Origin of the sequence: Blautia sp. CAG:237 (assembly GCF_000436615.1) — a bacterium.
GTDB classification, from domain to species: domain Bacteria; phylum Bacillota; class Clostridia; order Lachnospirales; family Lachnospiraceae; genus Blautia_A; species Blautia_A intestinihominis.
The window spans coordinates 1-13,629 of record NZ_FR886766.1; the positions used below are offsets into that span (position 1 = coordinate 1).

General features: G+C 46.5%; 8 protein-coding genes and 3 tRNA genes. All 11 read right to left on the bottom strand.

Annotated elements, in window-relative coordinates:
* Nucleotides 1-150 precede the first annotated feature (150 nt).
* Complete coding sequence (locus tag QZL69_RS12450; RefSeq protein WP_022215529.1) at nucleotides 151-4,380, bottom strand: MBG domain-containing protein; 4,230 nt, start codon at nucleotides 4,378-4,380, stop codon at nucleotides 151-153.
* Between the two features lie 270 nt (nucleotides 4,381-4,650).
* Nucleotides 4,651-5,661, bottom strand: coding sequence for a helix-turn-helix domain-containing protein (locus tag QZL69_RS12455; RefSeq protein WP_022215531.1), 1,011 nt, complete (start codon nucleotides 5,659-5,661; stop codon nucleotides 4,651-4,653).
* Nucleotides 5,654-7,309 (bottom strand): nucleoside kinase, encoded by a 1,656-nt coding sequence (locus QZL69_RS12460; protein ID WP_442852508.1) that lies wholly within the window; start codon nucleotides 7,307-7,309, stop codon nucleotides 5,654-5,656. Before QZL69_RS12460 ends, QZL69_RS12455 begins: the two co-directional genes overlap by 8 nt.
* A 45-nt stretch (nucleotides 7,310-7,354) precedes the next feature.
* Entirely contained in the window at nucleotides 7,355-8,137 is a 783-nt protein-coding gene (locus QZL69_RS12465) for a Nif3-like dinuclear metal center hexameric protein (RefSeq protein WP_022215533.1), read from the bottom strand.
* Nucleotides 8,100-8,843 (bottom strand): tRNA (adenine(22)-N(1))-methyltransferase, encoded by a 744-nt coding sequence (locus tag QZL69_RS12470; RefSeq protein ID WP_022215534.1) that lies wholly within the window; start codon nucleotides 8,841-8,843, stop codon nucleotides 8,100-8,102. The genes QZL69_RS12465 and QZL69_RS12470 overlap by 38 nt, the downstream gene beginning before the upstream one ends.
* On the bottom strand, nucleotides 8,843-9,967 hold the full coding sequence (gene rpoD / locus QZL69_RS12475; protein WP_022215535.1) for an RNA polymerase sigma factor RpoD: 1,125 nt from the start codon (nucleotides 9,965-9,967) through the stop codon (nucleotides 8,843-8,845). Before rpoD ends, QZL69_RS12470 begins: the two co-directional genes overlap by 1 nt.
* 39 nt (nucleotides 9,968-10,006) lie before the next feature.
* Nucleotides 10,007-11,809, bottom strand: coding sequence for a DNA primase (dnaG, locus tag QZL69_RS12480; protein WP_022215536.1), 1,803 nt, complete (start codon nucleotides 11,807-11,809; stop codon nucleotides 10,007-10,009).
* A 20-nt stretch (nucleotides 11,810-11,829) separates the two neighbouring features.
* Complete coding sequence (locus tag QZL69_RS12485; RefSeq protein WP_022215537.1) at nucleotides 11,830-12,837, bottom strand: deoxyguanosinetriphosphate triphosphohydrolase; 1,008 nt, start codon at nucleotides 12,835-12,837, stop codon at nucleotides 11,830-11,832.
* A 195-nt stretch (nucleotides 12,838-13,032) separates the two neighbouring features.
* Nucleotides 13,033-13,117: transfer RNA gene (locus tag QZL69_RS12490), tRNA-Leu, on the bottom strand.
* A gap of 82 nt (nucleotides 13,118-13,199) precedes the next feature.
* A tRNA-Leu gene (locus tag QZL69_RS12495) sits at nucleotides 13,200-13,284 on the bottom strand.
* A gap of 239 nt (nucleotides 13,285-13,523) precedes the next feature.
* A tRNA-Leu gene (locus QZL69_RS12500) sits at nucleotides 13,524-13,608 on the bottom strand.
* Between the last annotated feature and the right edge of the window lie 21 nt (nucleotides 13,609-13,629).

Here is a 13,629-nt window from a genome sequence, read left to right on the forward strand (position 1 = left end):
CCCTGTGAAGCCCGGACTTTCCTCGTCTGTACCCTTTCGTCTGTACAGCCGCGATCACCTGGCCTGCTCGCACGAATGCTATTCTAACACGAATCCCGCTTTAAGTAAAGTACTATAAATAAGTAAATTGAAAAATTATAACCGGCTGCTTTACTTAACTTTTACAGTCACTCTTTTATATACACCGTTGCTGGCAAGAATATATATGCTGCAGCTTCTCTTCGCCTTTGCCCGGATCACCCCGTTTTGGCTTACCGTTGCAATTTTGCTGTTGGCAGTGTAATAGCGGTAGGGACTTGAATGGGAAAGCAGCTTCTTTTTTCGGTTTTCACCTGTAAGCTGACACTTCAGCCTGAAGGTTTTGCCCGGTTTTAGAATAACCGTAGTCCTGTTTACTTTAATCGAAACGGCGTTTGTTGTACGTGCCTGTTTCATGGCAACATGCATTTCATTGGATTTGGCAATGTAAATTTTTCTGCCTTTTACCATTTTATAAGCAGCAACAAAATACTTATATTCACGGTTCGACCTCAGATTCTTATGTGTCATAGAAAGCTTTCCATTTTTAACCGTTCCGGCCTTTTTATAATTTATGCTTCCGTCACAGTAGCGCCAGAAAACATCATAACCAGCTGCACCAGGATACTTTCTCCAGGAAACGACAATGCTGTTCTTCTGTGCCTTGCCCGTTGCAAAAAATATCGGAAGTTTCAGGCGATAAACGGCCTTTCCGCTCAGTTTGGACTGATCAGCCTGCTCAATCGTGAAGATACCTTTCCTGAAAGTAATCCTGTAATTTGGATTAGAACCGGAAGCCTGAGAAACTGTGATCGGATAGATTCCCGCCTTTTCACCGGCTTTTCGTCTTACTGTAATTCCTGATAAAGTGTCTTTTCCCACCAGACCTTTCGCCGTATAAGTAAGGACAGGATCTGCTTTACCGGCAATTTTATTCTTATTGCCAGCAGTTACCGTGATCTCTTTCGGGCTGATATCTGCTGTGGTACTTGTCTGCTGCCCGTTATCTGCCAGGATATAATCCCCTGCCGATCCGCCGCCCAGCACAGGCTTTGTGATCGTGACAGTTTTTCCATTGGCTGCATTGCTGTCTGCAAAAGTACCTTCTGCACTTACTGTAAGGCTGTCACCTTTCACTGCTCCTGCAAACACGGCTTTGCTGTAATCCAGTTCCGCATCCGCTGTTCCGTCATATACCTTACCTTTTGCAGTGATTCCGGAAACTACAACTTCCCGCTGCCGGATCGTATAAGCCTTCGTATCGGAAGCAGCGGTAAAATCACCATTTTCGGATACACTGACCCTGACTTCATAAGTTCCTGCGTGTATCGGAGTTTCTGTCTGCCAGGTTTCATTTACTTTATACTCTGTTTTGACGGTGGCATTGCTGTTTGTTGTATATGTCAGATCTGCCGGCTGTCCGTCGTATTCCTTATCAAGCGTACCTGTGATTTTTACATTTGCTGTCTGACGGCTGACATTTACTGCGATCTGGCTGTCGGCAGGTTTGTCACCGCCTTTGTATTCTGTCACGCCCTGCAGCTGATATGCAACTGTCAGTTTATAAGTGCCTGCTTCCAGAGTATCCAGATACTCTCCGCTGAATGTGATCCTGTCTGCGGAAACTGTATAATCCTTTCCCTCTGTCAGAGTGATTTCTCCGTTTCTTACAGACGCTACGGTGTTTCCATTTAATGTTACTTTCGCGTCCACGGAAGCTTTGGTTGTTCTTGTGTAGTCGATGGAAGAATCCACAACTACAGAATCTTTAAATACAGCTGCTCCATCAGAATTGACGATCGTCTGGTTTCCTGCATTGTCTGTAACACGGGCATAGACCACATACCTGCCGCTTTCTGTCAGGGAAAGTTTCTCCTCTGCATTCCATGGAAGCCATGTGCCGTTTGCATCATAGGATTCCTCCGCACTGACCGCCTGGTATTCTACAGAAGCAATTCCACTGGCACTATCTGCACCTGTGATGTCAACAGAAACATTATCCTTGAACCAGTAACCATAAGTAATATCCTTCAGGGAACTGTCAAATGTATTTTCCCCGATCCGGATACTGCCTGACGGCATTCCGGTATCAATTTTGAAGGTTACTGTTTTTTTATCGGTAACGGCACCTGTTGCAGTCTCTTTCAGATAATATCCTGCAGACTGTTCTCCCTGCTCTGTGTAATCCCCAAGCGAATCCTTCCAGTCTGTTTTGTCCGTCGATATCTGGTATCCACTGTCCGGTACAAGTTTCACAGGACTTATGTACCAGTCATTGTTACCCTTCGTTCCGGAAACCTGTGCAGCCGCTGAAGTCTGCAGATAACTGATGCTCCAGTTCCTGGAAACACCCGTGGTACCGGTAAGTGTATAGTTATCATTTCCAAGATCTGTTACCGTTGCAGTATAGCTGTCACCTGCTTCTGTCTGTGTATTGCCTTCATAGGCAATTGCAAAAGAATCGCCCTCCAGTGCATTCGCAACCGTCGCCGATACGCTCTGCTCACTTCCTGTATAAATCAGATCTGTTTTTGACCAGGTTAATTCTGCCGGAAGTGGTGCGATCGTGAAGGAAGCTTCCGCTTCTGCCCCTGCATAGTTTCCATTCTCCGGCACAACCACTTTCACATAGTAAGTACCTGCATTCTTTGGTACTCCTCCATTTGTGGCTGCACCATCTGCTGCGGTCGTCATATCTGTACAGCCGGCATCTGTGTAGTATGTACAGGTATAGCTGGAGGCATCATAAGAAGCTGTAATGTCACTTTCACCTGACTTAACTGTTATGCTTGGTGTGTTCGCCTTCTGTCCATAGGTCCAGTCATCCATGGTCACTGTCGGATTAATTATCGCTTTTTTAATCTCAAAATCAGCACTTATGGTCTGACCGCCAAGCGTGACTTTTACCGTATATTGTCCCAAATTTACCGGTGCAGCTCCCTTACTCGCAGCACCGCTGTTGCTGCTGGTTGTCTTCATGCCATCTTTCAGATAATATACGATATTCGCTTCATCACCTGTCTGACAGGTAATGTCATTTGTCACGGTTGCTCCGGTATAAGCTTTGCCAGAATAATATGCATCAGCTGCTGCCAGGGTTAAATTTAATTTACCTGGATTAAATTCACAATCTGTCTTCGCTGTGCATGTTGCAATGATTTTATCAGCACTTGTTGAATAACTCCATGAATGAACATGATCACTTACGTACAGGCACTTTTCAGTTGTATCATAACTTATAGAATGAGAGCCATCAACATAAGTAATCTTTGTGCGCATCTCCGGAGATGTTCCAGGGGTTGTAATTGTACGTGGGAAACTAGGTAGCTTAACACTTGCAGTTCCTTTGAAGTCATCTTGTATGGTAATTTTTTTTCCTGAATCCATGACAATATCGCAATCATTATTTTCAAAGGTTACATTTCCAATAGTAGCTGATACATTGGTTTGTCCTTCTAGATAAATTCCCCAATCAAAATTTTGAATTTTTCCACCAACAACTTTAATTTTCGCTGCATTTATTCCTATAGTTATAGTGCCCTTCTTCGAAGATGGTGATGTAATGGTTCCGCCATACATATTGACGGTTCCTCTTATAATACAAGCATCACCACCAATACCTGTATTACCGCCACAGTCCAATATCGTTCCATTTTGAATATTTATTGTTCCATCACTACCGAACCACCCATTATTTACAATAACTCCATAGTCAAAAGAACCAGTTGCATTAAATTTAGCATTCTTAAGGTTAACAACCCCTCCGTTTTGAATTATGGGAACTCCACCGTCCGTTAAAGCCTCATAAGTACCGCCCTCAAAAGTAACTGTTGCATCTTTATTTTTATTGATCAGAAAAGGATTATTATCAACATTCACTGTATACTCATTAATAATCGTCAACTCTTTACAAGCATTTTCTATACTAATAAAACAGCCATAATCATCCCCTGGCATATTAATGTTTCCAGTAATCTCCAGAGTAACTTTCTCTGTAGTGTCAATAGTAATTGCACCACCGAAGGGATCGCGAGGCCCAGTCTTAGTATATGTTCCGCCCTGTACCGTATACGTTCCTCCAGAAGTGATTGTTACCTCTCCCGTCCCCGGCGAAATCGTATTTGCAGCCGCTGTTCCCACTGCCATCTCACTGCCGCTGCTAAAAAGAGCAACTCCATCCGTAAAGTCTTCGTCCACTTCCACGGCATCCTCAGTATCATCTTCGTCCTGGGATTCTGAAAGATCCTGGATCTCCACTTCTCCACTTTCCTCAACATCCTCTGTCTCAGGTTCTTCTGCAGGTTCTTCTGCAGCTTCAAAGATCACATCCTCATTGTCTTCGCCGTCTTCGAATTCCTGCATTTCCACATCAGCCGCTCAGATGAGGGATTCCGGTACCACAGATGTGATCAGCACTGTTCCGGTCAGGATCGCAGAAAGCAGTTTCCGGCTCTTTTTCGCTAATTCGTTTTTCTTCATTTTGCTCCTCCTTCCACATTTTATATTTTATGGAAATATTATACTTTACAGAACAAAATTATGTAATGCCCATCAGAAGCCAAAAAAGTGCCTTTTTTTTCTGAAAAAAGTATTACGGCGGTCGCAATTGACCGCCGTATGTATCTTTGTCTGTTATTTATTTACAAAGGGTTTCAGCTCTTCGCGCTTTTCCACACCCAGTATCTGAAAAATGCGGGAGAGATAATGTTTGATCGTATTGACTGACATGGACAGGTGATCTGCGATCTCCTGGTTGGTCCAGCCTTTGCTTGCAAGCATGGCTATGGAAAATTCCATAGGTGTCAGCTTATTTGTAACAGAGCTCTGAAGCTGTGGATTATGAATATCCATCCAGCCGCGGCTGAAAGCAATGACTGCCTGTGAAAGCCGTTTGTAATTTTCCGGTTCTGTTGGTTTGATACAGGCTTCGATCTGGCCAAGCATCAGTCCGTGGTGCTCGATGAACGGTTCCAGAAATCCATCCGGTTTCGCCATGTTCCATGCTTTCATCAGGATTTCCCTGGCTTTCTCGTGTTTCTTCTGGTTATTCAGACACATAATGATCACGCAGTAGAGATATTCCATAGCAATGGGATAACAGCCATCAAGCATCAGAAAAACTGACTGACATAATCCCAGTGCCCGCTCATATTCTTCATTCAAATAAGCATTGTGTGCGAGGATATAGATCGCATAAGCACGAATACCCGCCGGCAGATACGGCAGAAAATCCTTGAGAGGTGGAAGTCCGTCTGCCGGAAGATGCATCAGAACCGTTGCCAGATAGCCGGCAAAAACACAGGAAGCTATAACTTCTTCTGATGCAGAGTTTTCTTCTGCAAGACGAAGGCATTCCTGGATGTTTCGAAATCCCATCCTGGAAGCAGATGGATTTCCCAGCGTAAGATTGGAAAAAGAATACAAAAGTCCTGCGGACAGGCGCAGGCAGAGATCTTTGTCCTGCAGATAAAGCTCCGCAATGTTTCTACATTCCTGCGCGCGTCCTGAAAAATAATATAACTCCGCCTGTGCGATCTGCCGTTGATCCGGATCCTGAAAAGCATCCACAGTAGCCTGTGCCTGTCCGGGAGCAAAGGAACTGTTTATCAAAGGCATAAGATGAGCGGAAAAAGAATCATACATCAAAACAGCTTCCCCCTACAAACTCCCTGAGAAGAGAGTTCCGTGGGATATCGTCGCTTGGCACGGCGACAAAATAGTCAAAGAATTTCAGAAGGCGCTTCGCCTCGATATATTCCGGCTCGTCCTTGCCGATCCCGAACAGAAGCGGCTCTGCATAAAGCTTCAGGCAGGCCAGTTCATAGACAAGTGCGGAGTTGAACATCACATCTGCCTCTTCCTGATACGGGAAGATGTTTGCTTCCTCTCCTCTTCTTACCGACGGCCATCTGGCGATCGTGTCCTTTGCACTCGTTCCACGCGTTCTCGCATCACGCACAATCCTTCGGATCAGTCTGCCATCCGTGGTCGGGATACGGTTGTGTTTGTCGATATTCAGCTGTGTCAGTGCACTGATATAGATCTTGAATTTACTTTCTTTCGGGAGGGAATGACTCAGTTTGTCATTAAGTCCGTGGATTCCCTCGATAACGAGGACATCCTCTTTCCCAAGCTTAAGGAAATCTCCCCGGTATTCTCTGTGGCCTGTCACAAAGTTAAATACCGGCAGTTCGATGCGTTCTCCACGGAGAAGAGCCAGCATATCTTCGTTGAATTTCTCCACGTCCAGGGCTTCCAGGCATTCATAATTTCTCTCACCGTATTCATCCAGCGGTGTATCTTCTCTGTTTTTGAAATAATTATCTACGGCGATCGGATGTGGTTTCATGCCGTGTGCTGTCAGCTGGATCGACAAGCGATGGGAAAAACTGGTCTTTCCGGAAGAAGACGGGCCTGCGATCATAATAAATTTTTTGCTGCCGTCCTCCACGATCTGCTGTGCGATCCTGGAGATCTTAGCTTCCTGGAGCGCTTCCTGCACCAGAAGGATGTTCCGCACGCCCTCACTGGTAATGCGGTCATTCAGATCGCCGACATAGGAAATATCCATCTTCTCTGCCCATTCCTGGGATTCCTTCTGTACCTGGAAGATTTTTTCCTCCGGAGCAAACGGCGGAATCACGGATGGAGCCTTACGCTCCGGCAGTTCCAGGACAAAGCCCTCATCATAAAGCTTGAGGTCAAAATATTTCACATAGCCGGTATGATCTGCCATATATCCATAGAAATAATCCTCATAGTTTCCAATATTATAGATATTCACCTTGGAAACACGGCGGTACCGGAACAGCTTCTCCTTGTCATACATGTGATGATGGTGAAACAGTGCGATCGCCTCATCTGTATTGACGGAACGCTTGCAGATCGGCACTTTTGCATCTACGATCTCATGCATCTGTGTTCTGACCTGATCCAGAAAGTCCTGATCCAATCCTGCAAATCCAGTCATTGTAAAATAATAGCCGGAGCCAACAGAATAATGGATCTCCACCTTCTCGACCGCGTCCTTGCCTGCCACATCGTAGATTGCTTTGAGCAGTACAAGGCAGGCACTTCTCTTGTACGTAGAAAAGCCAATATGGTCTCTGGTAGTGACAAACTCTACCTGGCAGTCACCCTTGACCCTCTTATGAAGCTCCCGAAGTCTCCCATCCACCGTGACCAGTATGATCGGAGCCTCTGTATCTTTCTGGTATTCATTGACAATATCCCTGTAGGAAGTTCCACAGGGATATTCTTTCGTTTCGCCATTGATCGTTACTTTTGCCATATTCTCCATAAAAACCCTCCCGTTTTTATAGTTATAGTTCGATATCTACAATATCGTATACGGGCTTTTTACTTTTGCACATGTGATCGGAAGTTCCGGGAAGTTTTCGCCGAGCTTCTTTTTCATGGCATCCATAAAAATATATTCTGTGCCGTAGTGACCGGCATCGATGACCGCCAGTCCTGCTGCCACTGCATCAATTCCTGTATGATGGTCAATATCACCGGTGACATACACATCCGCACCTTTGGCAAGTACGTCTGAGATCATGCTCTTGCCGCTTCCTGTACAGATTGCAGCTCTGTGCACCGGCTGCTCAAGATCTCCATAAATCTTGACATCATTCAGAGAAAGTGCAGCCTTTACAAATTCTCCGCATTCTCTGAGGCTCATCTGCTTTGGAAGCACGCCGACACGGCCAAATCCCTCGCAGCCGTCCTTCGTTTCCTCTGTCACAGAAAGGACTTCTCTCTCCTCAAGTTTCAGATAATCCGCACTTAAATCTGCCATTCCAAGGACATCATAATTGGTGTGCATGGCATAATAAGAAATATTATTTCTGATCAGGCACATGATCTTCCTTCCGGTAAAATCATGGTTATTGATCTTTTTGATCCCGCCAAAGATCATCGGATGATGTGTGATGATCATGTCTGCGCCTGCCTGGATTGCTTCTTCCAGAGTTTCCTCTGTCAGATCCAGTGCAAGAAAGATATGAGAAACTTCTGCCTCATCATCACCAACCAGAAGTCCTACATTATCCCAGTGTTCTGCTGCCTTAGCCGGATATTTATTCTCCAGCCACGCTGTCAGTTCCTTTACTTTCATATCGGTCCAGGGCAGCCAGGATAAGCTGCCGCTCCTCCTCAACTTCTTTTTTGCGGTTTACTGCGCTCTCCCCGGAAGCTTCTTTGAGCTTCTCAAGGATCTCCTCATGGATCCTGAGCTCTCTTTCCAGGAATTTCTCAAGAACCGGATGCTTCCTCTCCAGAAGGAACTTTCCAAACATTTCCTCCTGAACGCTCCATTTCTCAGACTCCGCTTTGGCATCTCGCTTCACCTTCATGATCGGGTAAAACTTGCCGTCCTCAAGGATCATCTCTTCTTCTATGATATGAAATCCATTCTCAAGAAGAAAATGACGGAAATGCGGGATATCTGACTGCGGCTGAAGGATCATCTCCTGAAAATCATCCCAGATGCTTCTGCCGCCCTCAAGGATCCGCTCCATCAGCGGTCCGCCCATGCCGGCAATGACGAGGGTATTTCCCTCTCCATGTCCGACATCGGCAAGCCCGTCACATCGTCTCGTCTCTATGTAAGAGCCCAGTCCGTACTGTTCAATATGCTCTCGTGCCCGGGACAATGGTCCCTCTGCAACATCTGTTGCGATCGCGCTTGGGATCCTTCCCTCAAGCTTCAGGTACACCGGCAGATATCCATGATCACATCCCACATCTACCAGCCGGTTTCCTTGTGTTACCAGATCGGCGATCGCGCCAAGTCTCCTGGAAATCTGTACAGATGCGCCCATCAGTCCAGATAATCCTTCAGTTTGCGACTGCGGCTCGGATGACGCAGTTTACGCAGTGCTTTGGCTTCGATCTGACGGATACGCTCTCTTGTAACGTTGAATTCCTTACCAACTTCCTCAAGGGTACGTGCACGTCCGTCGTCCAGTCCGAAACGCAGTCTCAGGACTTTCTGTTCTCTCTCGGTAAGAGTTCCGAGAACTTCGATCAGCTGTTCCTTAAGAAGAGTAAATGCTGCTGCATCTGCCGGTACCGGAACGTTGTCATCCTGGATGAAATCTCCAAGGTGGCTGTCCTCCTCCTCACCGATCGGAGTTTCCAGAGATACCGGTTCCTGAGAGATCTTGAGGATCTCACGCACTCTGTCAACATTCATATCCATCTCTTCTGCGATTTCTTCCGGGGTAGGTTCACGGCCTAACTCCTGGAGTAACTGACGGGAAACGCGGATCAGCTTGTTGATAGTTTCTACCATATGCACAGGAATACGGATCGTTCTCGCCTGATCAGCGATCGCTCTTGTGATTGCCTGACGGATCCACCATGTTGCATAGGTACTGAATTTATATCCCTTGCGGTAATCGAATTTCTCAACGGCTTTGATAAGACCTAAGTTTCCTTCCTGGATCAGGTCCAGGAACAACATTCCACGTCCTACATAACGCTTTGCAATGCTGACTACAAGACGAAGGTTGGCTTCTGCCAGACGTTTCTTGGCATCCTCATCGCCCTGCTCCATACGCTTTGCAAGCTCGATCTCCTCATCTGCTGTAAGAAGGCTGACTTTACCGATTTCCTTGAGGTACATACGGACAGGGTCTTCAATGCTGACACCTTCCGGTACAGAAAGATCGATCTTGTCCAGCTCGATTTCTTCCTCATCATCCAGCTTGTCCAGCTCTGCATCATCGTCCAGCATCAGGCTGTCATCATTGCCTGAAATACGGAGCACATCGACTCCGCTGGCTTCCAGGAAATCGTATACCTTTTCCATCTGTTCAACTTCAAGAGGCTGGTCTTTGAAGAAATCACTGATCTCCTGGTATTCCAGTACGTTCTTTTTCTTTTTTGCAAGCTCCAGAAGCTCAACCAGTTTTTCGCTGAATTTGCCCATATTCATTTCCATAGGTGCTTATTCCCTCCATATAGTGTTTATATTTTATCCTTATTCAAAAGAAATATGCAGATCCCGGCGTTTTCGGCCGAGTTCCTCTAATTCTTTTTTTGCTTTGATGATTTCCTGAAATCCCGCCATATCCGTGGGATTCCAGTTGCGGTTTCTTTCTGCAAGACTCTCTGTCTTGATCCGAAGAAGCGTATCGGCAAAAGCCTGATCCTGCTCCTTGGGAGTCTCCAGATGGATCGTCGCATTAAACAGCGATGCAACTTCTCTCTGCTCTTCACTGTCTGTGAAACTGTTCAGGAGTCTGGCCGGATTTACCTCGCCTTCTTCCCTCTGAGAAAAAAGCATCCGCGCCACTTCCCTGTACAGAGGGACCACAAAATCCTCCGGTGTCAGATACTGTGCCACTTTGTCAAAGATCTTAGGGTAGGTAACGATCCAGGTCAGCATCAGTTTCTGCGCCTGATCGGAAGCACTGTCCTTTTTTTTCTTAGGTGCACCTTCCTGACTTTTCTTTGGCTGGATGCGGCGTTCTGCCGGTGTACCCTTAAGCGCCAGTGTATTGACTCTCTTACGGAGATCCTCCACGCTGATACCGTACTGACCGCGGTACTTCTTAACGATCGCCTCGATATAGAGGTTCCGCTCCAGTTCATCCTTCAGTTCCAGAAGCATCTCTGCACAGCGTTCAAAGAAACGGTTCTGCCCCTGCGGCTCCTCCATCGGGAACTCGCTCTCTGCAATGCTGACCCGGAACATAAAGCTGTCCGACGCCTGCTCAAGCCGTTCCTCAAAAGCTTCCGCTCCAAGGTTCTTGATAAATTCATCCGGATCCTTATATGGCCGCAGATTCACAACTCTGGAATTGACGCCAGCTTCCCGCAGGATCGGGATCGCACGGAGTGCCGCACGGACACCTGCCTCATCACTGTCGTAGAGAAGCAGGACTTCCTGCGTATAACGCTTCAGAAGGCTGGCGTGGCCGGAAGTCAGTGCCGTTCCAAGCGAAGCCACCGCATTGGTAAAACCTGCCTGATGCATGGAGATCACATCCATATATCCTTCACAGAGGATCAGATATTTCCTCCTCGTCGTCCTCGCGACATTAAGTCCGTACAGGTTACGGCTCTTATCAAAGATCTTGGTCTCCGGGGAGTTCAGATACTTCGGTTTGCCGTCACCCATCACACGTCCGCCAAAACCAATCACACGGTTATTAACGTCCATGATCGGAAAGATCACACGGTTCCAGAACTTATCATACATACCATGACGCTCGTCCACATTAAAAAGCCCGGATTCCCGAAGCCGGTCATCACCGTAGCCCTTGGACTTAAGGAACTGATACAGTCCTCCGCCGAATTTGTCCGAATACCCAAGCCCGAACTTACGCATCGTCTCCTCACTGAGCCCGCGCCCTGTAAGGTACTGATACCCCTGCGCGCCCTTCTCTGTACGGAGCTGATAGTAGAAATACTGCGCGGCCTGCTTGTTGATCTCCAGAAGCTCTGCGCGCTCCTGTGCCTTCTCTCTCACTTCTTTGGAATACTCGATCTGGGGAAGTTCCACTCCCGCACGGTCAGCCAGATATTTCAAAGCCTCACCAAACGTATAGTTCTCATATTCCATGATAAAATTAAAAACATTCCCACCGGCTCCGCAGCCAAAGCAATAATACATCTGCTTCCCCGGTGTTACGGAAAATGAAGGTGTCTTCTCATTGTGGAAAGGACATAACCCAAAATAGGAACTGCCCTTCCTGGTTAATTTCACATATTGGGATACCACATCTACAATATCATTCTTCTGACGTACTTCTTCAATGATATCGTCCGAATAACGCATTGCCCATCCTCCTCTGCTGCTTAATAGCCTTCCCAGGACTTTGGTATGTATATCTGCCGGAACTTCTCCATGGAATACTGGTCTGTCATACCAGAAAGGTAATCACAGACCGCCTGGGATCCGGACTCTCCTCGCTTCATGAGTTCCTGATATTCCCTGGACATCTGTTCCGGGTTCTCGATATAATATTCATATAGTTTCTTAAGCATTCTGACTGCTTTGTGTTCTTCTCTCTTTGCCTCCGGATGCGTATATACATTCTGGAACATAATCGTCCGAAGATCCATCAGTGCCGTGAAGATTCTCTCCGACATACAGATATGGTCTCTCTCAAGGCTGTTCTCTATGATATCATGCACAAAAGTATTCAGTCTCTCCCTCGTTGTATACCCCAGAAGTATCCGAAGCGTCACAGGGATATCATCTTCTGTCAGGATACCTGCTCTCTGTGCATCATCCATATCATGATGGATATAAGCTATTTTGTCGGAAAAGCGGACAACCTGTCCTTCCAGTGTCGCAGGACTGCCGCTGAGCCGATGGTTCAGAATGCCATCCCTCACTTCCCATGTAAGGTTCAGTCCCTCACCGTTCTTCTCCAGGATCTGCACGACACGAATACTCTGACGGTAATGAGTAAAACCACCCGGATGGATCTCATCAAGCGCATGCTCCCCCGCATGCCCAAATGGTGTATGTCCAAGATCATGTCCGAGCGCGATCGCCTCCACCAGATCTTCATTCAGGCGAAGTGCCTTGGCTATCGTGCGTGCGATCTGCGATACCTCAAGTGTATGCGTGAGCCGGTTCCTGTAATGGTCCCCGTGTGGTGCAAGAAACACCTGTGTCTTATCCTTCAGTCTGCGAAATGCCTTGCTGTGGAGAATCCGGTCACGGTCTCTCTGATAAACGGTCCTGACATCGCATTCCTCCTCGGTGCGTTCCCTGCCTCTGGAATGAACGCTGCACGCCGCATATGGACTCAAAAGTTCCAGTTCCTGCTGTTCCATCTTCTCCCGTATATTCATAGGCACTACCTCCACAGGTGCAAAAACACTATGGTTCACAGTAACGACAAAATACCCTATATTAATTATATTCTACATAATGTTTCAAATTCCTCTTTTTTTCAAAAAAAATTTCTTTTTTGTATCGGCAGAACATTATGGAGTTATCTGCTATGGCATAAAAAAAACTCCTGATTTAACAGGAGTTCTCTCTCATGCGGAAGATGGGACTTGAACCCACACAAGCGCAATGCTCACAAGATCCTTAGTCTTGCTCGTCTGCCAGTTCCGACACTTCCGCATACCGCATTCCATGGAAACAATTGCTTCCTCGCGATAGATATTAATATAACAAAAGGTAATGTAAAAGTCAATACCTTTCATGCGGAAGATGGGACTTGAACCCACACGAGCGCAATGCTCACAAGATCCTTAGTCTTGCTCGTCTGCCAGTTCCGACACTTCCGCATATCGCATTTCCCTGGGAATTCTTTATTCTCTTCCCTTGCGACAGATGATAGTATAGCAAATCTTTTTTAGATAGTCAATACTCTTTTTTATTTTTTGCAAAATTATTTGTTTCTGATTTTCCAGCCCTTACCGTTTGCAGATATTCATCTGTTTTTCCGGCATTGCTTCTTTTGCCCCGGCTTTCTGTTTCAGTATGCAAAAATCCCTGTACCTTCTCAGATACAGGGACTCATTCATGCGGAAGATGGGACTTGAACCCACACGAGCGCAATGCTCACAAGATCCTTAGTCTTGCTCGTCTGCCAGTTCCGACACTTCCGCATATCGCATTTCCCTGGGAAT